Origin of the sequence: Clostridium cellulovorans 743B, assembly GCF_000145275.1 — a bacterium.
Taxonomy (GTDB): domain Bacteria; phylum Bacillota; class Clostridia; order Clostridiales; family Clostridiaceae; genus Clostridium_K; species Clostridium_K cellulovorans.
In genome coordinates, this window is record NC_014393.1 from 209,991 (window position 1) to 232,003 (window position 22,013).

Below are 22,013 nucleotides of genomic sequence, written 5' to 3' on the forward strand. Positions count from 1 at the left end.
ATGAGCTACATATTTGCGTCTATAATACCTATACTAATTTGTGGAATTGTTATATATGGGATTGTACATAAGGTGAAGGTCTATGAGGTTTTTGTAGAAGGTGCTAAGGACGGACTTTCAATATCTGTAAAAATATTTCCATACCTTTTGGCGATGCTTTTGTCCATATCTATATTTAGAAGTTCTGGAGCGATGGATTATCTTATTACTTTCATTAGTCCAATAGTAGGGCTTATAGGGCTGCCAGCTGAAATAGTTCCCTTGATTTTGATAAAGCCTTTATCTGGTAGTGGAGCGTTAGGGGTTTTTGCAGAAATTTTAAAAAATTATGGGCCAGACACTTTTATTGGACTTGTTGCATCTATTATAATGGGAGGTACAGAAACTATTTTTTACACGATAACTGTATATTATGGAGCTATTAATATAAAAAAGATTAGGCATACTTTATGGGCGGCTGTTATGGCGGATATTACAGCAATAATTGTAGCTCTGGTTATAGCACGATTTATTTATTGATTTTTAGGTTAAAATCTTTATTAGGAAAGTAGTACCTAGAAGGGGAGAAAAAGATGAGAGCAAAAGAAGGCGAATTTATTAAGATTACTGATATTAATGGGAATATTGAATATGGAAAGTTTTATTATAATGAAGATAGAACGGAAATAGAAGTTATAATATTAAAGAGTGATGATATATATCGCAAGGATTTACCAAAGCAAACGAACTTGAAACTAAATGAGTTGGGTGATGCTGTTGATAAGGATGGTTTTAGGTTGCTCATTGAGGAACTTGATAATAGATTGTTAAAGGAAGAACTTAGACAACTATATAATATGTTTGCTGGATAGAGAAGTGTAGCTGCTAGGAGTAAAGCCTGGTTAGCTACTCTTTTTGATTTATCAAAATATTTTAAATGGGATACTGAATGTGTAAAAAGGTCAATCAGGAGAATTGTTAAAAAATTAAATGGCAATCATCTATACTTGATAGTGATCGCCATTTATGACTAAGATAAAGATTATTCTTTATATGCTCTAACCGTACCAGAACATTTTTTGCTACTTTCAATTATAATTACAAGAAATCTCTCATCATTTCCTGGTATATCAAAATATCCAGATGAATAAGTTATGCCTTTTGTTGGATTCTTGATTTTAAAGGTATAGATCGGGAAACCCTGCCTGTCACCTGAGCGATATGCTTTTACAGTAACAGTTTCTTTAGAACTAACTTCAGTTAACTTTACTCCTAATATTACCCTATCACCGCCATCTATAATTTCCTCAGTGTCACCTGAATTATAGTATGTTTCGTTACTCCAGCTCTCATCCATAATTCTGGTATCACCATATGTTGTTAGTGGTGCAGCGAAAATTAGAATAAAAGTAACAAATAGAAAAAGAAATTTCTTCATTTTAATCCCCCTTGGCGTGGTATTTGAACCACATAAATGTATATAATTTACATATGATTATATCACGATATTAAAAAAATTCAATGAGAAATTAGGAAATATAATATGAATTATATGGAAAGTTATGGGCGTAAGAAATTTCATGAGAATCTTTTATTCGTGAGTTGTAGACTTCTGGTTTCATAAGCTCTATGTAATATATATTTGACAAAAATAAAAATATGGCCTACTATTTTTGTATAATATATTGAATAAATTGAATTATATAGAAAATAATCATATAGGGAATCAATAAATAAAAGCTTATCCAGCAGGAGGTAATATTATTGAGAGTCAATAAAATTAAGACAGCAAGAGTTGAAAAGGGCATAACACAAGAAGAACTTGCTGATATGATAAAGGTTACAAGACAAACTATAAGTTTGATTGAATCTGGAAAGTATAATCCCACTTTAAAGCTTTGCATAAGTATATGTTTAGCCTTAGGAAAAACTTTGAATGATTTATTTTGGGAGGAGGAAATAAAATGAAGTTATTTAAAAGTAAATATGATGATGAAAGAATAAATTCATTAATATATAAAGCTAGTTTTAATACAGTAGTTTTATTACAGATTGCTTTACTAGGTGATTTTATTGTTAGGACATTAATTTTAAATCATCCTTTAAGAGAATCCATAAGTAGTTTAATAATATTTATAATAGGTGCAATATATATGTGTACATGCATTATTATAAATGGGGCATATGGAACTATGGTAAGCGAAAATAAATTTAATTTAAAAAGAAAACGAGTATACATATATTTAATTGGCTCAGCTTTTGTTGCTATAATGATTAATATAACTGATGGAGATGACTTTTATTCTAAGAAAGGATTATTGAAGTTTGGTTTTGACTTTGTTGCATTCTTTATCTTGACTTACTTTTCATCAAGTGCGTTGAATAAACTGTTGACTAATAAAAAAGGTAGGTAATAAAATTTATAGAATTTGAGGTGTTGTAGACGAAAATAGTGGTGTCAAGGTATGATAGAGTTAGGGATTTATTAATGAAAAATATAATCTCAGTATAGTTATATACCATGACTTTAGAAGGGAAACAGAGATTATGAAAGCAAAAAGTAACTTATTTGGAAGTATGATAATATGGTTTTTTATCGGTTTTTTAACTGAAGTTTTTCAAAGAGTATTTAAAATAGGACAAGCAGTAGATATTTATGGTAATAATTTTATGAGCACAAGTATTTTTAGAGGTATTTTTACTGCTGTGGTCATTGGTATACCATATTATTTTATACTTCGCAAAAGGAACAAAAACTAAAAAAAGATGCTAATTTAGTAGGGTGCTACTATAACAGAAATTAGGAGATATACATATGAAGACAAAGGCAATTTTTTTCGATTTAGATGGAACATTATATTTCAAGGGAGAAGCAATTGAGGGGGCAATAGAAACAGTAAATCAGTTAAGAGATAAAGGATATATTTGCAGGTTCTTGACTAATACTGATGGTAGTACTCCTAAGACAATATTAGATAGATTAAGGAATATGGGTTTTAATATACAGTTAGAAGAAATTTATACTCCTATTACTGCATCGATAAAATTTCTAGAAAGAATTGAAGGTGCAAGGATATATCCACTGATGTTAGATGAAGTTGTAGATGAATATAAAAACTTTAATATAGGTACTGAAGCAGTGGATTATTTGGTTATTGGTGATTGCAGAGACAAGATTAGTTATGACCATTTAAATACGGTATTTAGAATGATTGGGGAGAATACCGAGATATTTGTAACACAAAAAGGAAGATACTTTTATAATGCTGATGGTAAGAACATAGATACAGGAGCTTTTGCGGCGATGTTTGAATATGCTACAGGTAAGGTGGCTAAGGTATTAGGAAAGCCAAGTAAGGATTTCTTTAACATACTTCTTGAAGATTTAAATTTAGAAGCTGGACAAGTGCTGATTATAGGAGATGACATAACAACTGATATTGTAGGGGCTAATACAATTGGGGCAAAAGGTGCTTTGGTTAAGACGGGAAAATATAATGATCAAAGGAATCTTAAGGTTGCAGAGCCTGATATGATACTTGACTCTGTCGTTGATTTGCAAAAATTATTATAAACAATTAGAAGTGCAGGGCAAACAGATTTGTAAGCCTCAGAGGAATGGTAGTTCCGCTGAGGCTTACAAATCGTTATTATAAATGATAATTGCTCATGGCGAAAATTTCTTCTGAACTGGTTTCAAGTATATTTTTAGCACTAATTTCAGGATGGAGTTTTATAAAACTACCAATAATTTTATATCCAAAAAAGTAGCCTGTGCACCACATGTTACATAAACTTTGTAGGGGAAAATTCAATATAAAACTTTACTGGTAACCCAAACTATGGTAAAATAATAATAGAACATATGTTCGATGTCTTAGATTAATCTATTTAAAATCGAAATGCATTTCGACCAAACAAAACTGTTATATAAAAAGGAATACATAGCTAGGTGTTTCTTTTAAATGGTGAATTATGGAGGTTCGTTAATGATGAAAAAAGTCTTATCCTTAATAATATGTCTATTAATTTTCACTTCAACTAATTTTTCAAAGGTAGTTTATTCTGCTGAGTTGTATGAAATTGAAAGCAATAATGACTTTTCCACTGCAAATATAGTTGCGCTTGGTGATATTACGCAAGGCCAAATTTTAGCGGCTAATGATTATGACTTCTTTAAGCTGCAAATCTCATATCCTCAAGAAACAAACATTCTACTAAGCAATATACCAAGTGGTTGCGATTTCGACTTGTACATATATGATTCCAATGGAAGTAGCATGGCTTCGTCCACAAAAGGAAGTAATGCTGATGATAGTGTTACACAAACTTTAAACGTTGGTACATATTATATTAAGGTGCTCCGTTACAGTGGTAGTTCAAGCAGTTTCTATAAGTTATCGACATTACCAATTGGTACTACGCCTACAATTCCTTCTCCAGATGGGAACATTTATGAAAGTGAAGCCAATAATGATTTTTCTAATTCAAACTCAATTATCTTTGGTAGCACTATAAAGGGCCAAATTTTAACGTCTACTGATTATGATTGCTTTAAGTTACAGTTACTATATCCTCGAGATACAAATATTCTTCTGAACAACATACCAAGTGGCTGTGATTTTGATTTATCACTATACGATTCTAACGGGTTTAAAGTGGATTCATCCATAAACCGTAGCAATGTTGATGAGAGTATTACAAAAACCTTGGCAGCTGGTACTTACTATATTAGAATAGCCAGTGCCACCGGCAATTCGGATATTTATTATAATTTGTCAACATCGCAAACACCACCACTAGCACCTTCTGCTGACGGGTTCGTATATGAAAATGAGGCTAATGATGATTTTTCTGCTGCAAATGCAATTCCTTTTGGCAGTACTGTAAAGGGTAATATAGCAGCCTCATCCAATGTTGACTACTTTAAGTTACAACTATCATCTACTGAGAATATAAAGATTTTATTAAGTAATATATCTACTGGTTGTGACTATGACTTAGTTCTTTTTGATTTCAACAATAATTATATAGCTTCATCAAAAAAAGGAAGTAATGTTGATGAAAGTATTACACACTCTTTAGCTGCAGGTATATACTATATTAAAATATCAAGCTATAGTGGTAGTTCCAACAACTATTACAGTTTGTCAACGACTTTAGCTGGGAATGCACCAATGGCTCCTTATCCTGATGGCGGATTGTATGAAAGAGAGCCAAATGATAGTTCTTCAACTGCATATCCAATTGAAGTTGGTAATTCTATAAAAGGTCAAATTACTTCAACTTCTGATAATGATCTTTTTAAGTTTCAAACATATTCCACTGAGAGTTTGAAAATTGGACTAAGTGATGTTCCTGATGATTGCAACTTTGACTTGTATTTATATGATTCAAACATGAATAGAATAGATTCTTCAACTAATGGCTTTGGAACAGTTGAAAGTATTTATAAATCTCTACCTGCTGGTACATATTATATTAAAATAATCAGCACACTTAGGAGTTCCACTGAGTATTATAACTTATCTATAACAGATGTAATCCCGCCGACATCAACTTTTCACGGTGGTGATATTTATGAATTTGATGATAGTTTTTCACTTGCAACGGATATGGGTGAAGGTAGCTTCACAATTTCTGAGCCAAATCTAAATGTATCTAATGATATGGATTACTTTAAGTTCAACTTAATCCAGAGATCTGATGTACGAGTAGTTCTTACTAATCCTAATTATAGCAGTGCAAAATATCGTTTTGATCTTTATAATAGTAGCTACGGAAATATATCTTATGCATATAACGTAAGCGAGTATACTATTACCTTAGAGCCTGGAACATATTATATAAAGGTCCATGATAATACGGCAGCACCTTATACTGGTCTAAATTATCAACTACAAATGACTGCGACTGGTCTGTAGAGTTAGGTATTAGATTTAAAAGGATATTTACTTTAATCTATTTATTACACAAAATTAATAGGGCCAAAACATCACAGTGCTAAAATAAATATATGGGATGAAATTTATTGTTATATATATTTATATTGGGGTGTTGTAAGAAGATATTTAGTTTTTATGACTACATTTTAGTAATAACACTGATTTAATAGGGATCAGTGTTATTACTTTTTTTGTTAGGAGCAAAGTTTAAATGGATATCGAAAATTATGTGTACGACACAAATGTGGTGTTTAATGTAAACTAGGCTTAAATTAGGACAGAATCTAGAGAAAGATAAACAAAATATTTAGAGATATAAAGAAGATATAAACAAAGATAAACGAAAAATTAAGAAAGATAAACAAAGTATAAAACATTAGAAAATTTGGTATAAAAATGAAAAAGCTGTGTTACTATGATGATACGAAGTTCGTAGATATAAAAAAACTAGTTTAGAGTATGTAGAATAATTAATATTGTAAAATTTATGTAGGTTTTGTTTGGTGCTAACACTTTTGATGTTGGTGCATTGAGCGAAATGAAAGGATGAATATAAAATGAAAAAATTAAGAGGACTTATTTGTTTAACAACTACCTTAGGGGTAGTAAGTGGTTTTTTACCTCTAATAACGGCACAAGATGTACAAGCGGCACAAACTGTTACAACAACAACACCGTATATATCAACAAAACAGCTATCTAATAGCAAAGTAGATGTAACTGGTGACGGAAAAGCTGATTATGTTACTGTATGGAATAACGGTGGAAAAAGAAATATTGCAACTTATGTAGCAAATGGCAATGGAACATTCAAAGAGCTTGTTAATACAGTGAGTAGTGGTAGTTTTACAGCAGATGTAGTAGGAAGAGATACAGGAATTTTTGCAGATGTAACTGGTGATGGAAAAGCCGATTATATTGTACCGTGGAATAATAATGGAAAAAGAAGTTTTGCAACATATGTAGCCAAAAGCGATGGAACATTCAATGAATATGTTAATTCATCGAGTGAAGGCTCTTTCATAACAGATACAATGGGTATAGATATTGGAGTCTTTGCAGATGTAACTGGTGATGGAAAAGCTGATTATATCGTGACTTGGAATAATAACGGCAAAAGAACCTTAACAACGTATGTAGCTAAAGGTGATGGAACATTCAGTACATTCGTCAACACATCAAGTAGTGGTAGTTTCACGGCAGATACAGTAGGTAGAGATACAGGAATCTTTACAGATGTAAATGGTGATGGAAAAACTGATTATGTTGTGACATGGAATAACAATGGAAAAAGATCCTTTACAACATATTTAGCTAAAGGTGATGGAACATTTAGCGAATTCGTTAATACAGCCAGTGGCGGTACTTTCATGCTAGATACATTAGGCAGAGATACAGGGATTTTTGCAGATGTAACTGGTGACGGAAAAGCTGATTATATTGTACCTTGGAACAATAATGGGAAAAGATCCTTTGCAACATATGTAGGTAAGGCTGATGGAACATTTAACGAATTAGTTAGCAGTTCAAGTGTTGGTACCTTTAAAGCAGACTCTATTGGTAGAGATACGGGAACATTTACAGATGTAACTGGTGATGGAAAGGTAGATTATATAGTATCTTGGAATAATGGTGGAAAAAGATCCTTTGCAACATATGTAGGTAAGGCTGATGGAACATTTAACGAACTAGTTAGTAGTTCAAGTGCTGGTACCTTTACAGCAGATTCTATGGGAAAAGATGTTGGGATTTTTGCAGATGTAACGGGAGATGGAAAAGCTGATTATGTTGTACCTTGGAACAATAATGGGAAAAGATCCTTTGCAACATATGTAGCAAATGCTAATGGAACATTTAACGAACTTGTTACGACTTCAAGCAATGGCACTTTTTTAGCAGATAAGATTGGTAGAGATTTAGGTGGATTAGTAGGCGATAGAGATTATAGCATAAATGATACCAGTATGTTCGTTGTTAAAACTGTTACAATCGTCAAAACTGATGCAGAAATACTTATTGATTATGCAAAACAATTTTTAGGACTCCCATATAAAACAAATGGAACTACTCCTGATGGTTTTGATTGTTCTGGATTTGTTCAATATGTATATAAAAATGCTTTAAATATAGATGTAAGTAGGACAACCTATACACAAGTGGGGAAAGGTTATGATGTAGGAACAGATATTGCTAAATTGCAACTTGGAGATTTAGTGTTCTTTGGAGATTACGAAGCACCACACCATGTGGGTATATATGTCGGGAATGGTAAATGTATACATTCACCTACAGAAGGTCAAAGTATTAAATATACTAATCTTAGTGATTTTGGAGATTTTTCTAGAGCTAGAAGAATAATTGGCTAACTAGTATAAATTTATTTGTATTAAAGTGAGAATTTTAAAGCTTCAAGGACTGATAAGAATAATCAACATGTAATTTAATGAAAAGTAACGAGATTCAATTTAATGAAAAACAATGAAAAGCGATGGGATACAATGAGATATATGGGAGGTAAATATGAAAAATTTAAGGATAGTTAGTTATTTAACAACTGCGTTAGTGCTTGGTGGTGCTATTTTCCCAGCAGTAACAGCAAAAAATGTACAAGCTGCTACAAAAACAATTTCGTATATATCAACAAAGCCGCTATCTGCTAGCAAAGCAGATGTAACTGGTGATGGAAAAGCTGATTATGTTGCTGTATGGAATAACAGTGGGAAAAGAAATATTGCAACTTATGTAGCCAAAGGTGATGGAACATTCAATGAACTTATTAATACAGTTAGCAGTGGTAATTTTACATCAGATGCAGTAGGAAGAGATACAGGGATTTTTGCAGATGTAACTGGTGATGGAAAAGCTGATTATATTGTATCATGGAATAATAATGGTAAAAGAACTCTTGCAACATATGTAGCCAAAGGTGATGGTACATTCAATGAATACGTTAATACATTCAGTGCAGGTACTTTTACAGCAGATACAATGGAATCGGATACTGGAACCTTTACAGATGTAAATGGAGATAGAAAAGCCGATTATGTTGTAACATGGAATAATAGTGGAAAGAGATCCTTTACAACATATTTAGCTAAAGGTGATGGAACATTCAATGAATTTATTAACACAGCTAGTAGTGGTAGTTTTACAGCAGATACAGTAGGTAGAGATACAGGAATCTTTACAGATGTAACTGGTGATGGAAAAACTGATTATGTTGTAACATGGAATAATAATGGAAAAAGATCCTTCACAACATATGTAGCTAAAGGTGATGGAACATTTAATGAATTCGTTAATACATCTAGTGGCGGTACATTCATGCTAGATACATTGGGAAGAGATACAGGAATTTTTGCAGATGTAACTGGTGACGGAAAAGCTGATTATATTGTACCTTGGAACAATAATGGAAAAAGATCCTTTGCAACATATGTAGGTAAGGCTGATGGAACATTTAACGAATTAGTTAGTAGTTCAAGTACTGGTACCTTCACAGCAGACTCTATTGGTAGAGATACAGGAACATTTACAGATGTAACTGGTGATGGCAAAGTGGATTATGTAGTATCTTGGAATAATAGTGGGAAAAGATCCTTTGCAACATATGTAGGTAAGGCTGATGGAACATTTAACGAATTGGTTAGTAGTTCAAGTGCTGGTACCTTCACAGCAGATTCTATGGGAAAAGATGTTGGAATTTTTACAGATGTAACTGGAGATGGAAGAGCTGATTATGTTGTACCTTGGAATAATAATGGGAAAAGGTCCTTTGCAACATATGTAGGTAAGGCTGATGGTAAGTTTAATGAACTTGTTACCACTTCAAGCAATGGTACTTTTTTAGCAGATAAGGTTGGACGAGATTTAGGAGTATTAGCAGGAGATAGAGATTCTAGCATAAATGACACAAGGGTATTTGTTGAACAAATAACACTAGCAGATACAATAAGTCCTAATAGTGGGACAGGTTTTTTATATAAATATGAAGCAGAATTGATATCTAAGATAAATTTTATTAATTATAATAAATTTGGTACTGAGTTAGATACAATAAAAAGTATATACATAAACAATAAATCAACTTATGACAATATAGCTAGTAAAACTAATATTCCATCAGCATTAATTTGTGCTCTTCACTATCGTGAATCTGGTTGTAATTTTGGTACATACCTGCATAATGGACAACCTTTAGGACAAATTACTACAAAAGTTCCAGTTGGATTATACTTTACAGACTTTGCATCAGCCGCTATAGATGCTTTAACAAGAAAAAGCGATATTAGAGATGATTATGGATTAAAATCTAGTTCGGTTGATATGGCTGCAATGGCTGGTTTTGCTGAACAGTATAATGGTACAGGATACCATGATTATCATAGTATGCCTAGTCCATATGTATTCAATGGAACTAATGTGTACACAAGTGGGAAGTATACTTCGGACGGTAACTTCAATCAATATGTAATTGATGTACAACCAGGCGTTTATATAATTCTAAAGAAATTAATGGGTTAATATTTAATTTTTATGACTACATTTTAGTAATAACACTGATTTAATAGGGATCAGTGTTATTACTTTTTTGCTAGAAATAAAGTTTCATTGGGTATAGAAAAGTAGGTGCACAGTTTATTGGGTATAGACAAAGTAGGTACACAGCTTATAAAGATGGTTATGAATGGTTTTTAAATTAAATAATTAAGTCTTATAAGTGAAATATATGTTAAATTATAATATTATTGAAGAAAATAGTATAATTTTGGATAGGAAATAGTGTATAATAAGTAGAGATAAAACATAAAATTCGGAGGAATTATGAGCGATTTACTAAAAAAATATCATTGCGTAAAACAACATGATATAAAAGATTGTGGGGCAGCTTGTATAGCTACTATAGCAAAACAATATGGGTTAAAGATACCAATATCTAAGATAAGAGAATTAGCGGGTACAGATATGAAGGGGACCTCTGCTTTTGGAGTTATAAAGGCAGCAGAAGCATTAGGGTTCACTGCTAAAGGGGTAAAAGCATCAAAGCCAGAGGATATTTTTTCCGAGTTTCCAAAACCAGCGATTGCACATGTAATAATTGATGAATCTTTATTGCATTATGTAGTTATACATAGTGTTACAAAAAAAGAAATATTAGTAGCAGATCCAGCGGAAGGTATAGTTAAATACACTCCAGAAAAGTTCTTTAAGATTTGGACAGGCGTACTGATTTTTATGACGCCAGCTGTTGCTTTTAAAACAGGGGATGAGACTAAAGGATTATTCCAGAGATTTTGGGGCTTGATAAAGGTCCAGAAAAATCTTTTAACAAATATTTTTATATCGTCTATGCTAATAACATTATTGGGTATAGCCGGCTCTTTCTATTTTAAATTCTTGATTGATGATATTTTGCCAAACAACTTAGGTAATAGCTTACTGGTTATATCTGTAGCTATGATTGGACTCATTATTTTCAGGATAATAACTGAATTCTTTAGAAGTTTATTGCTTATGCATATGTCGCAGAACATAGATATACCGCTTCTTTTGGGATACTACAACCATGTAATAGATTTACCTATGAACTTCTTTGGTACAAGACAGGTTGGAGAAATAATATCAAGATTTAACGATGCAGGTAAGATCAGAGATGCCATATCACAAACAACTTTAACTATTATGATTGATACTGTTATGGCTATTGCTGGCGGAATAATTTTATATATGCAGAGTCCAAAATTATTTTGGTCATGTTTTATTCCAATTGCATTATATATGGTTTTAGTATTTGCCTTTAAGAGTTCCCTTGAGAAGGTAAATAGAAAGGTTATGGAGGATAATGCTGAATTAACTTCTTACTTAGTTGAAGGTATAGAAGGAATAGAGACTGTTAAGGCTTACAATGGAGAAAGAAAAGTTAATTTAGAAACTGAGAAAAGATTTATAAAGCTTATAAAGTCGGTTTTTAAGCATGGCTATGTAAACAATCTTCAAGCAACTTTGAAAAACACTGTAAAAGGTATTTTTGGCATTGTGGTTTTATGGATAGGAGCTAGACTGGCTATGAAGGGTGAGATAACAGTAGGTGCGCTTATAAGTTTTAATGCGTTACTAGCTTACTTTATTGAGCCGATTGAAAGAATGATTGATTTGCAGCCTGAATTACAAAGTGCTATGGTTGCAGCTGATAGATTAGGAGAAATCCTAGACCTTGAAAAAGAAAGAGCACAAAATGAAAATAAAAAGATAACACCAACTACTCTTTTAGGTGATATTGTTTTAAAAGATGTAGACTTTAGATATGGTACAAGGCAATTGGTCTTAAAAAATATCAATATGCACATTAAAAAAGGTGAGAAGGTAGCTTTGGTAGGGGAAAGTGGTTCTGGAAAGACGACTATAGCAAAACTTCTTATGAATTTCTATGGCATAGAGAAAGGTGAGCTTACGATAAACGATTATAACATCAAAGATATAAGCTTAGATGTTTTAAGAGATAAGGTGTCTTATATTTCCCAGGATTCCTTCTTCTTCTCTGGAACTATTATGGAAAATATGGAGTTTGCAAATTGTGATGCTACCTTTGAAGAGATTATCGAAGCATGTAAAATGACTCAAATTCATGATTTTATTAATGATATGCCAACGAGATACGAAACCTTGTTAGAGGAGAAAGGTAGCAACCTTTCAGGTGGACAAAGACAGAGATTAGCTATTGCTAGAGCACTTTTGAAAAAGCCAGAGATTCTTATAATGGATGAGGCTACTTCAAATCTAGATTCTATAACAGAAAAGGCTATAGAAAAAACTATAGAGGAATGTACTAAAAATGTTACAACAGTAATAATTGCACATAGATTAAGCACTATTATGAAATGTGACAAGATATACGTTATGGAAAAAGGTGAAGTTATTGAAGAAGGAACTCATAAGGAGCTGCTAAGTAAAAAAGGTTATTATTATAGATTGTGGAGTGGACAAACTTCTGATGCTGAAGCTGAAGTTGCATCTGCGGTAGATCCATTAAGCGGAGGTGATAGCCATGAGATATAAAATAGAGTATCTGGATGAATTAACTGATTCTAGAGAAATACTCCAAGCCAAGCCAAGAGGTTTCTCTAGATATATGATGTATATAATTATTGCTTTATTGGCAGCAATATTAACTTGGTCTTGTTTTGCTAAAAAGCAGATAACAGTAAAATCACAAGGAATAGTTAGACCACAAGAGGAAATCTTTAAAGTGGCTAGTGGAACTACTGGAATCATTACTTCTATGAACTTAAAAGAAGGTATGGAGGTAAAGAAGGGTGATGTTTTAGTAAGCGTTAATGGTGAGGAAATATCACTAGAAAAGAATGCTTTAGAAAAAAGCTTAAAGGATAAGAACGCAGAGTTATCAGCAAATAATAAGCTTAAAAGTTCTGTGCTAGATGGAGTTAACCATCTAAATGCGGCCGATCCAGTGGAAGGTGAGTACAGTAAAAAGTACGATCTATATGCTAAAAATTTAGAGAGTGGCAATACTGAGGCTAATTCTGTAGAAGTTCAGAAAAACAGCCTTCAGGAAACCATAAATGACTTAAATACTCTTTTAAAATCTGTAGAAGAGGAACACAACTATTTTGATCAAGCACATTATATGTATTATCAATATGAGGATTATGAAATTAGCTTGAAGGCTTATAGAGAGCAAATACAAAAGGATCAAAACAATATAAATACATATCAAGGAACTTTAAATACCCTTATAAGCAAAGGAACACTTGATGAGGCTCAGCAAGCTAAAAAGGAGAGTTTGGAGGCTAATATTCAGACCTTAAAAGATAGAATAGATGCAACAAATCTTGAAATAACCAAGTTAAAGAACAGTCAAAGACTAACAATCAGAAACAGAATATCAGAAGCTCAAAGCAAATTAAAGGAAACTACCGCAATTTCCTCAAGCAATTCTTATAAGGAACAATATATTTCTAATTTGGATAGCACAATTGCTTCTTTAGAAACTGCTATTTCTGAATTAAAGCTTAACTTAGATTTAGCATCAGCTAAGGTTGCAGCAACGACAATTAAAGCTGAGTATGATGGAGTTATAAACCTAAGTAATGCATTTAAGGTTGGAGATGTGGTCCAACCAGGAACGGAGCTTGCAAAGATAATTCCTAAGGATAATTCTGAATTCGTAGTAGATACATATATTGAAAATGTTAGCTTTGGTGAAATATCTGAAGGCAAGGATGTTATTATCGAATTTATGGCATTGCCTCAAAGTGAATATGGAGTAGTTAAAAGCAAATTAACAAATATAAGTACCGACGCAAAGGTTAATGAGCAACAAGGTAGCTATTATACGGCTACTTGTAGTATTCCAACTACTTTCATGACAAAGAAGGATGGAACAAAGGTGGACATTAGAAATGGAATGTTGGTCCAAGTTAGAATAATAAATAGAGAAGTAACTTATATGAGGTATTTTCTTGAAAGCCTTAGTATATTGAATTAATAAGATCTAAGTAATATTATAAGGTAACATATAAGTTTTAAATAATACTCCTCGAATAGTTGTACAACTTCGTATTAAAGGGTAACATATAAGTACAAAGGCAAAACTATATCTAAGACTTATTTAATAGTTAGAAGCTGCTATAAGTTATGAAACAACTTTAAAGAAGTATATACATAATAAACAAGATAATATCTTTTGAGAAAACACAGTTATGAGAAGCGGACGCAAAATAACTGTGTTTTTGCATTCCACATAAAGTTTGCAATTAAACCATAAATTTGGTTTAATGATGGGTGAATGTATTAATAGTAAAAAAATATAAGTCTTGGGGAGGAAAAGATAATGTTAAGGAAGAAAAAGAAATTTATCAGTAAGGTATTACTTGTAAGCATGTGTGCCAGTATAGTCCCAGCGACAGTAGCCTTGGCAGAAGAAAATACTGCTACTCAAGAAAACGTATCCAATGGTCTTACACCGACGCCAACAACTAGTCAACTACGAGGAACAGCTTCAATATCATTAAAATCTAATGCAACAACAGGATATTCATGGACATATTCTATTGTTCAAGGAGACAGTATAGTGCAAACTTTAAAAGGATATAGATCAGATGATACTTCAGGAACTATAGATGGTAGTGGTGGAACTGATTTTTGGCAATTTAAAAGCGTAAAGGAAGGCTCAACTACACTGAGATTTCAATACTCACGTTCAGGGGAGAACACTGTAGCTGAAACAAGGGAATTTATTGTTACTGTTGATAACACAATGAATATAACAGTAAAGGAAACTGGTAAAACAGCACAAATAAAATTAGAATCCAATCCTTCAACAGGTTATCAATGGAGCTATATTGGTATGCAAAAAAGTGTTTTAGTAGAGGATTCAAAGATATATGTAACAGCTGCTGAGCAAGAGGGTAAAATTGGTAGTGGAGGAACAGATATTTGGATATTTAGGGGTTTGCAGGAGGGACCAGTTATACTAGAATTTAAATATCGATATCCATGGACAGGACCTGCAATTAAGACTAAATTTTTTAAGCTTACAGTAGATAAAGAGCTTAATGTTGATGTAACATATCTAGGAGAGCCGACTTCTCAGACATTCAATGATATAAATGGGGATGGTAAGGTTAACCTAATTGATTTTGCACTATTAAAAAAATATCTATTAGACAATACAGTTGTTATAAATAAAGATTTAGCAGATAGAAATTGTGATGGAAAGATTAATGCAATTGATGCTGCATTATTAAAAAAGGCTCTTTTAGCTTAAAGAGTTTTGTAATAAACCTAGGGTTTAGTTGAAGCCAGAATAAAGAATTACAGCCAGTTTTGTAGAGGCTAGGATATGTAATACAAGTTTATAAATCGCAGTAAGTACATATATATATGGAATAAACAAGATAATATCTTTAGAAAACACAGTTATGAGAAGCGGACGCAAAATAACTGTGTTTTTGTATTTCAGCTTATCCTAAGGCTTTTCTATAAACAAAGATGAGAGTCAGTATTTATATATAAGTTCAGGTGAATAAACAAAAATTGGCTTGTGTAGGTATATATAAGTTCAGAGTATAACTCCCATTGATTTCAGTAAGGGGTATATGTACGTAAATGCAGAAATATTATTGGAATTTATCTAGTTGTATGGCTGGATAATTGGGTGGTTAGATAAGTTGAACAATTGTATGGTACATAAATTAAGCAAGTTGAGCAATTAGATGGTTATATAAATTGCAATAAGACATTTGTATACATGAACAAAGATTCAAATGGTGTTTACAAATATGATATAAATTTAATATAATAATGCACGATTGTATAATTAGATAAAAATATCTATTTTTAGGGAGGAAAAGATAATGTTAAAGAAAAAAAGAACATTTATTAGCAAGATATTACTTGCGAGTATGTGCGTAAGTATAGTGCCAGCTACAGTAGCCTTGGCAGAGGAAAATGCTGTTATTCAAGAAAACGTATCCAACGACATTGAGGTAATACCAATGTTTGGTGAGCCTCAAGCAACAACTTCACTAGCATTAAAGTCTAATGCTTCAACGGGTTATTCATGGAAATATACTGTTGTTCAAGGAGACAGTATAGTAGAATCTTCAAAAAGCTATATGCCAGATGATACTTCAGGAACTATAGATGGTAGTGGTGGAACCGATATTTGGATATTTAAAAGTTTAAAGGAAGGTTCAACTACTCTAAGATTTGAATATTCACGTTCATGGGAAAAAGATGAAGTTGAAACAAAAGAATTTGTTATTACTGTTGATAGCAAAATGAATACTACTGTAAAAGAAACTACTAAAGGAACAGCACAAATACAATTAAAAGCTAATCCTACAACAGGTTGTTCATGGAGATACAGTGTTGTTCAAGGAGAAAGTATAGAAGAGGCTTCAACATTATATGTAACAGATGCTGTGCCAGCAGATATAGACGGTAGTGGCGGAACTGATATCTGGGTATTTAAAGGTTTAAAGGAAGGTTCAACTCTATTAAAGTTTGAATACTTACAATCATGGTTAGAAAACGCATTTTACACAAAATATTTTAATCTTGCAGTTGATAAGGATCTTAATGTTACTATAACAGAGGTGGCAGAACCACCAAAAGATGGTCCATCTTCTCAAATAAACTATGATATAAATGGAGATAGTAAGGTTAGTCTAATTGACCTTGTACTATTAAAAAAATATCTATTAGACAATACAGTTGTTATAAATAAAGATGCAGCAGACATAAATCGTGATGGACAGATTAATGCAATTGATGTTGCATTATTAAGAAAGGTTCTTTTAACTTAAAGAGATTTGTGATGAACATAAAAGGCTAGTTGAAAATAGAATAAAGAATTTGAACTAGCCTTTTAAATATCAAGATATATGACAGTAAAAGTTCGTAGTGTATATTTTTGGGGAGGAAAAGACAATGTTAAAGAAAAAAAGAACATTTATTAGCAAGATATTACTTGTGAGTATGTGCGCAAGTATAGTACCGGCGACAGTAGCTTTGGCGGGAGAAAATGCTGTTGTTAAAAAAAGTAAATCTAATGAAATTCAAATAATACCGATGCCTGGTAATGTTAAAGAGAGTACTTCAATATCATTAAAATCTAATGCTACAACAGGCTATTCATGGAAGTATACTGTTGTTCAAGGAGACAGTATAATACAGACTTTAAAAAGCTATAGACCAGATGATACTTCAGGAACTATAGATGGCAGTGGTGGAACTGATACTTGGACATTTAAAGGTTCAAAGGAAGGTTCAACTACACTAAGATTTGAATACTCACGTTCATGGGAAGAAAGTCCAGTTGATACAAGAGAATTTATTATCACCGTTGATGGTGATATGAATATGACTGTAAAAGAAACTACAAAGGGAACAGCATCAATACAATTAAGGTCAGATACTACAACAGAAGCGTGTTCATGGAGATATAGCGTTGTTCAAGGAGATAGTATAGTAGAATCTTCAAAGGAATTTATAGAATATCCTGTGTGGACAGGTATATATGGTAGTGGTGGAAGAAATATTTGGGTATTTAAAGGCTTGAAGGAAGGTTCAACGACATTAAAGTTCGAATACCTACGTCCAACAGAAGGAGACGTAGCTGAGATAAGAGATTTTAATCTTACAGTTGATAAGGACCTTAATGTTTCTGTAACAGAGTTATCAGATCAATCAAAAGCGGGTCCATCTTCACAAAGAGTCGCTGATATAAACGGAGATGGTAATGTTAACCTAATTGACCTTGCACTATTAAAGAAGTATCTAAAAGATAATACAATTGGTATAAGTAAGTATGTAGGAGACTTAAATCGTGATGGACAGATTAATTCAACGGATGTTAACTTATTAAAAATGGCTCTTTTAAGGTGAAAAAGTTTGTCATGAACCTAAGTGGCTAATTGAAAAGAGGTTAAAGAATTGGAATTAGTGTTGTATATGCCATTATAGATAACACTAATTCAATATAGAGCTATAGATGTATGTTGAATTTTGTTAGGTCATATGACATTAGTTCATTATAGGACTAGAGATATAATCTCTGATAATGTTGAATTTGGTTAGAGTATATAACGTTAGTTCATTATAGAAGGAATAGTTGAAATAATTGAGCGTGTACATAGTTTCTTCTTTTTATTTACTTAAAATTAATATTTAAGCATACCTTACTTAAAAGACGCAAATTGGAACAAACAACAAATGGTGGTATAATGTAGAAAAGAATAAAAATGTCTATTTTAGGGAGGAAAAAGAGATGCTAAGGGGAAATAAAAAATTCATAAGTAAGGTATTGCTAGTAAGCATGTGCACAAGTCTAACTCCAACTACATTAACCTTTGCGGTAGATAATGTAAACGTTCAAAACACGGGGACCAGTGTAGTTCAAACAACAGATGCACCTAATGCTGCATCAGATTTTCTATTTGATTCAGCTACAGGAAAAATAACAAAATACACTGGTCCTGATACAACAGTAGTTATACCAAGTGAAATCAATGGGGTTACTGTAAAAGGTATAGGGGCAGAGGCTTTTAGCTACAATAAGGATTTAATAAGTGTGGAGATTCCAGATACCGTAACAATTATAGGTAGTAGAGCATTCTATAATTGTTTTGGTCTAACTAGTGTAAAACTTCCAAGTAATTTAGCAACTATAGAAAATAGTACTTTTGAAAACTGTACAAGCTTATCGGGTATAGACATTCCAAGCTCTGTAACATCTATAGGAAATAGTGCTTTTTGGAGTTGTGAAAGCTTAACAAGTGTATCTATTCCAAATGGTGTAAAGGTAATAGGAAGCAGTGCCTTTGAACATTGTCAAAAAATAAAAACTATAACTATCCCAGCTACTGTAACTAGTATAGGAAGTGGAGCTTTTTGGAGTTGTAAAGCCTTAACAAGTCTAGTTATTCCAGAAGGTGTAACAAATATAGAAAGTTATACTTTTTATGATTGTAACAGTTTAACTAGCGTTACATTACCAAGTAGTTTGACCAGTATTGGAACTAATGCCTTTAAGTATTGTAATACCTTGCCAAGCATAGATGTCCCAGCAAAGGTAGCGAGCATAGCACCTGATTCATTTATAAACTGTACTAGCTTAAAAAGCATAAATGTAAATGCAAATAATAGTACATTCACCAGTGTTGATGGAGTGCTATTTAATAAAGCTAAAACTGAGATATTAAGATGCCCTGAAGGTGTAACAAATGCAACTTATACTATTCCAAGTTCTGTTACAAGTATAGGAATTCATGCCTTCGAAAATTGTGCTAATTTAGTTACTATAAATGTACCTTCTACTATCACAAATATTGGTGAACATGCGTTCATTAATTGTAAGAGCTTAGCTAATGTAAGAATTCCATATGGTATAAAGATTATAGATGATTTTACTTTCTATGGTTGTAGTAGTTTGGTAAACATAAAGGTTCCAGACACTGTAACAGTTATCGGGGAAGAAGCCTTCTCAAACTGTACAAGTCTAGCTAGTATGGACTTGCCAAATAGCGTAGTAACAATAGAAGCAATTGCTTTTAGTCGTTGTAAGAGTTTAACAACTTTTAGAGTTCCTTATAGCGTAGTAAGCATAGAAAAGTTTGCATTTCAAGAATGTGATAAGTTAGAAACTATATATATTCCTGATAACGTGAAGACTTTCCAAAAGTGGGTATTCATAAACACTAATAAGGCTGTATTCCACGTTGAAAGTGAAATATTAAAGCAAAGGGTAATTAATACAGGAGTAGATGAAAGCAGAATAGTTGTAGATGTTCCTACTGGGCCAGTAAGTGCAAGAAGTGTTACCTTAAGTAATACAAATTTAACAATACTAAAGGGTGATTCAACACTTATAGCAACAGAAATATTACCTTATGTGTCAACTAACAAAACTTTATCATGGAAATCAAGTAATCCAGCAGTAGCAACTGTAGATCAAAACGGAAAGGTAGCAGCAGTTGGTTTAGGAACAGCAACAATAACTTGCACAACAACTGATGGCAGCAATCTATCTACATCAGCTTCAGTTGCTGTTAGCGAAGATCCAAAATTATTCTTTAATTTTGATGCGACTACAGGAACAATAACAAAATATATTGGTACAGACACTTCAATCATCATACCGAGTGCAATCAACGGAGTTCCAGTAACTAAAATTGCTAACAATGCCTTTGAAAATTGCACAACTATAACAGATGTTAAAATTCCAAGTGGAGTAACTAGCATAGGAAGTTATGCATTCCAAAATTGTACGAACTTGATTAGTGTAGAAGTTCCAAGTACTGTAACTACCATAGGACAGAATGCTTTTGGAATGTGTTCAAGCTTAAAAAATATAAATCTTCCAAGCAGTATAACCTCTATAGCAGATTATACCTTTGCTTATTGTAGTAGTTTAACAAGTATAACAATTCCAAACACTGTAACAGCTATAAATGCATATGCATTCTACGGTTGTTCTAGTTTAAGCAACTTAATAATACCAGATAAAGTTACAACTATAGGAGAACATGCTTTTAGAGTTTGCAGTGGCTTAACAAGTCTAACAGTACCAAATAGTGTGACATCCATAGCAACAGGAGCTTTTACTGGATGTAGTAATGCAAAGTTCTATATAACTAGTGATGCAGTAAAACAACTTTTACTTAATAACGGTGTATACAAAATAAGAATTGTATTAAATGGTCAATTCTTAGCAAAGGAAGTAACAAGTGTTACGTTAAACAGTACAAGTTTGGTTATCAACAATGGGGCCACTTCAAAACTAACAGCGACAATATTACCAGGGGATGCAGATAGTACAGTAACGTGGAAATCAAGTGATCCATATATAGCTACTGTAGATTCAAATGGAGTAGTTACAATAAAAAGTGTTGGGAAAGCTACGATAACCTGTACAGCAGCGGACGGAAGCGGAAAGTTTGCAACCTGTGAAGTAGAGGGAAAATTAGTAGGCGATGTGAATAATGATGGATACGCTAGTGCATTAGACCTTGTAATCCTTAAAAGCTATCTACTTGATAATACAGTTAGCATAGACAAGGAAAGAGCAGACCTAAATAATGATTCAAAAATTAATGTTATAGATGCTGCGCTTCTAAAAAAGATACTTTTAAGCTAAAATAATATACTCTGTGGAGTTGAAGAAATATGTTCGATGAAGCCAAGATAATATAATCTGTGAAGTTGAAAAAATATATCCTATGAAGCTAAGATAATATACTTTGTGAAGTTAAAGAAATATATTCTGGTAAGTTAAAGCAATATACCTCGTGAAGCTTCTTTAATGAGCCATATATATAGGGATGATTTCCATATATGTTAAGTACAATGTCAGTAATATAGACTTCTCTGCTACAAAAGGTAAGGCTGATTTACATACAGACTAAGTACAAACTATGTAATAAATGTATATAAATTACATATCATATAAGGAGCAAGGTTCTTCAATGATTTGAATGTGTAGTAGCATTACATAAAATTTCTAATAGATTTTATAGTACTTCATATTTCTTAAAGTTGCTGGAACCTTGATAATCACTCTATAAA

Annotated in this window: 17 protein-coding genes; 15 read left to right on the forward strand and 2 right to left on the reverse strand. The window is 32.5% G+C overall.

Annotated elements, in window-relative coordinates:
- Both CLOCEL_RS00835 and CLOCEL_RS00840 read left to right on the forward strand, forming a co-directional pair.
- Positions 1 to 519, forward strand: coding sequence for a spore maturation protein (locus CLOCEL_RS00835; RefSeq protein ID WP_010075322.1), 519 nt, complete (start codon positions 1 to 3; stop codon positions 517 to 519).
- Between the two features lie 53 nt (positions 520 to 572).
- A complete protein-coding gene (locus CLOCEL_RS00840; RefSeq protein WP_010075321.1) occupies positions 573 to 851 on the forward strand; it encodes a hypothetical protein in 279 nt (92 codons plus the stop codon).
- A gap of 170 nt (positions 852 to 1,021) precedes the next feature.
- Here the strand turns inward: CLOCEL_RS00840 and CLOCEL_RS00845 are convergent, their stop codons facing one another.
- Positions 1,022 to 1,417, reverse strand: coding sequence for a hypothetical protein (locus CLOCEL_RS00845; RefSeq protein WP_010075320.1), 396 nt, complete (start codon positions 1,415 to 1,417; stop codon positions 1,022 to 1,024).
- 326 nt (positions 1,418 to 1,743) lie between these two features.
- Between CLOCEL_RS00845 and CLOCEL_RS00850 the strand changes: the two genes are divergently transcribed.
- The 4 genes from CLOCEL_RS00850 (at position 1,744) to CLOCEL_RS00865 (ending at position 3,553) form a co-directional block, all read left to right on the forward strand.
- Entirely contained in the window at positions 1,744 to 1,947 is a 204-nt protein-coding gene (locus CLOCEL_RS00850) for a helix-turn-helix transcriptional regulator (protein ID WP_010075319.1), read from the forward strand.
- Positions 1,944 to 2,393 carry a DUF6773 family protein gene (locus tag CLOCEL_RS00855; protein ID WP_010075318.1) on the forward strand — a complete coding sequence of 150 codons (450 nt, stop codon included), beginning with the start codon at positions 1,944 to 1,946 and terminating at the stop codon, positions 2,391 to 2,393. Before CLOCEL_RS00850 ends, CLOCEL_RS00855 begins: the two co-directional genes overlap by 4 nt.
- Before the next feature lie 133 nt (positions 2,394 to 2,526).
- Positions 2,527 to 2,739, forward strand: coding sequence for a hypothetical protein (locus tag CLOCEL_RS00860; RefSeq protein WP_010075317.1), 213 nt, complete (start codon positions 2,527 to 2,529; stop codon positions 2,737 to 2,739).
- Positions 2,740 to 2,794: 55 nt separating this feature from the next.
- Entirely contained in the window at positions 2,795 to 3,553 is a 759-nt protein-coding gene (locus CLOCEL_RS00865; RefSeq protein ID WP_010075316.1) for a TIGR01458 family HAD-type hydrolase, read from the forward strand.
- 76 nt (positions 3,554 to 3,629) lie between these two features.
- On the opposite strand, the gene CLOCEL_RS23890 is transcribed toward CLOCEL_RS00865, so the two are convergent.
- Positions 3,630 to 3,764 (reverse strand): gliding motility protein GldB-related protein, encoded by a 135-nt coding sequence (locus tag CLOCEL_RS23890; protein ID WP_479723142.1) that lies wholly within the window; start codon positions 3,762 to 3,764, stop codon positions 3,630 to 3,632.
- Positions 3,765 to 3,968: 204 nt separating this feature from the next.
- On the opposite strand from CLOCEL_RS23890, the gene CLOCEL_RS00870 reads away from it, so the two are divergent.
- From CLOCEL_RS00870 to CLOCEL_RS00910, 9 genes are all read left to right on the forward strand, one after another.
- Positions 3,969 to 5,903 (forward strand): pre-peptidase C-terminal domain-containing protein, encoded by a 1,935-nt coding sequence (locus CLOCEL_RS00870; protein WP_010075315.1) that lies wholly within the window; start codon positions 3,969 to 3,971, stop codon positions 5,901 to 5,903.
- A 578-nt stretch (positions 5,904 to 6,481) separates the two neighbouring features.
- Positions 6,482 to 8,290 carry an FG-GAP-like repeat-containing protein gene (locus CLOCEL_RS00875; protein WP_010075314.1) on the forward strand — a complete coding sequence of 603 codons (1,809 nt, stop codon included), beginning with the start codon at positions 6,482 to 6,484 and terminating at the stop codon, positions 8,288 to 8,290.
- Positions 8,291 to 8,444: 154 nt separating this feature from the next.
- Positions 8,445 to 10,448 carry an FG-GAP repeat domain-containing protein gene (locus tag CLOCEL_RS00880; RefSeq protein ID WP_010075313.1) on the forward strand — a complete coding sequence of 668 codons (2,004 nt, stop codon included), beginning with the start codon at positions 8,445 to 8,447 and terminating at the stop codon, positions 10,446 to 10,448.
- Between the two features lie 300 nt (positions 10,449 to 10,748).
- Positions 10,749 to 12,980, forward strand: coding sequence for a peptidase domain-containing ABC transporter (locus tag CLOCEL_RS00885; RefSeq protein WP_010075312.1), 2,232 nt, complete (start codon positions 10,749 to 10,751; stop codon positions 12,978 to 12,980).
- A complete protein-coding gene (locus tag CLOCEL_RS00890; protein ID WP_010075311.1) occupies positions 12,970 to 14,430 on the forward strand; it encodes a beta-barrel domain-containing protein in 1,461 nt (486 codons plus the stop codon). The genes CLOCEL_RS00885 and CLOCEL_RS00890 overlap by 11 nt, the downstream gene beginning before the upstream one ends.
- Before the next feature lie 345 nt (positions 14,431 to 14,775).
- Positions 14,776 to 15,711, forward strand: coding sequence for a protease inhibitor I42 family protein (locus CLOCEL_RS00895; RefSeq protein WP_010075310.1), 936 nt, complete (start codon positions 14,776 to 14,778; stop codon positions 15,709 to 15,711).
- Positions 15,712 to 16,300: 589 nt separating this feature from the next.
- Positions 16,301 to 17,254: a protease inhibitor I42 family protein gene (locus tag CLOCEL_RS00900; protein ID WP_010075309.1), complete on the forward strand. Its 954-nt coding sequence runs from the start codon at positions 16,301 to 16,303 to the stop codon at positions 17,252 to 17,254.
- Between the two features lie 124 nt (positions 17,255 to 17,378).
- The gene (locus CLOCEL_RS00905; protein ID WP_010075308.1) at positions 17,379 to 18,335 is read left to right on the forward strand and encodes a protease inhibitor I42 family protein; all 957 of its coding nucleotides are present in this window, start codon (positions 17,379 to 17,381) and stop codon (positions 18,333 to 18,335) included.
- A gap of 382 nt (positions 18,336 to 18,717) precedes the next feature.
- Positions 18,718 to 21,585: a leucine-rich repeat protein gene (locus CLOCEL_RS00910; protein WP_010075307.1), complete on the forward strand. Its 2,868-nt coding sequence runs from the start codon at positions 18,718 to 18,720 to the stop codon at positions 21,583 to 21,585.
- The last annotated feature ends 428 nt before the right edge of the window (positions 21,586 to 22,013 follow it).

Coding starts and splice junctions, on each gene's coding strand:
- CLOCEL_RS23890 (WP_479723142.1), bottom strand. CDS start 3,764: ATGTGGTGCACAGGCTACTTTTTTGGATATAAAATTATTGGTAGTTTT.
- CLOCEL_RS00875 (WP_010075314.1), top strand. CDS start 6,482: ATGAAAAAATTAAGAGGACTTATTTGTTTAACAACTACCTTAGGGGTA.
- CLOCEL_RS00890 (WP_010075311.1), top strand. CDS start 12,970: ATGAGATATAAAATAGAGTATCTGGATGAATTAACTGATTCTAGAGAA.
- CLOCEL_RS00845 (WP_010075320.1), bottom strand. CDS start 1,417: ATGAAGAAATTTCTTTTTCTATTTGTTACTTTTATTCTAATTTTCGCT.
- CLOCEL_RS00880 (WP_010075313.1), top strand. CDS start 8,445: ATGAAAAATTTAAGGATAGTTAGTTATTTAACAACTGCGTTAGTGCTT.
- CLOCEL_RS00905 (WP_010075308.1), top strand. CDS start 17,379: ATGTTAAAGAAAAAAAGAACATTTATTAGCAAGATATTACTTGTGAGT.
- CLOCEL_RS00900 (WP_010075309.1), top strand. CDS start 16,301: ATGTTAAAGAAAAAAAGAACATTTATTAGCAAGATATTACTTGCGAGT.
- CLOCEL_RS00835 (WP_010075322.1), top strand. CDS start 1: ATGAGCTACATATTTGCGTCTATAATACCTATACTAATTTGTGGAATT.
- CLOCEL_RS00870 (WP_010075315.1), top strand. CDS start 3,969: ATGATGAAAAAAGTCTTATCCTTAATAATATGTCTATTAATTTTCACT.
- CLOCEL_RS00840 (WP_010075321.1), top strand. CDS start 573: ATGAGAGCAAAAGAAGGCGAATTTATTAAGATTACTGATATTAATGGG.
- CLOCEL_RS00885 (WP_010075312.1), top strand. CDS start 10,749: ATGAGCGATTTACTAAAAAAATATCATTGCGTAAAACAACATGATATA.
- CLOCEL_RS00860 (WP_010075317.1), top strand. CDS start 2,527: ATGAAAGCAAAAAGTAACTTATTTGGAAGTATGATAATATGGTTTTTT.
- CLOCEL_RS00855 (WP_010075318.1), top strand. CDS start 1,944: ATGAAGTTATTTAAAAGTAAATATGATGATGAAAGAATAAATTCATTA.
- CLOCEL_RS00865 (WP_010075316.1), top strand. CDS start 2,795: ATGAAGACAAAGGCAATTTTTTTCGATTTAGATGGAACATTATATTTC.
- CLOCEL_RS00895 (WP_010075310.1), top strand. CDS start 14,776: ATGTTAAGGAAGAAAAAGAAATTTATCAGTAAGGTATTACTTGTAAGC.
- CLOCEL_RS00910 (WP_010075307.1), top strand. CDS start 18,718: ATGCTAAGGGGAAATAAAAAATTCATAAGTAAGGTATTGCTAGTAAGC.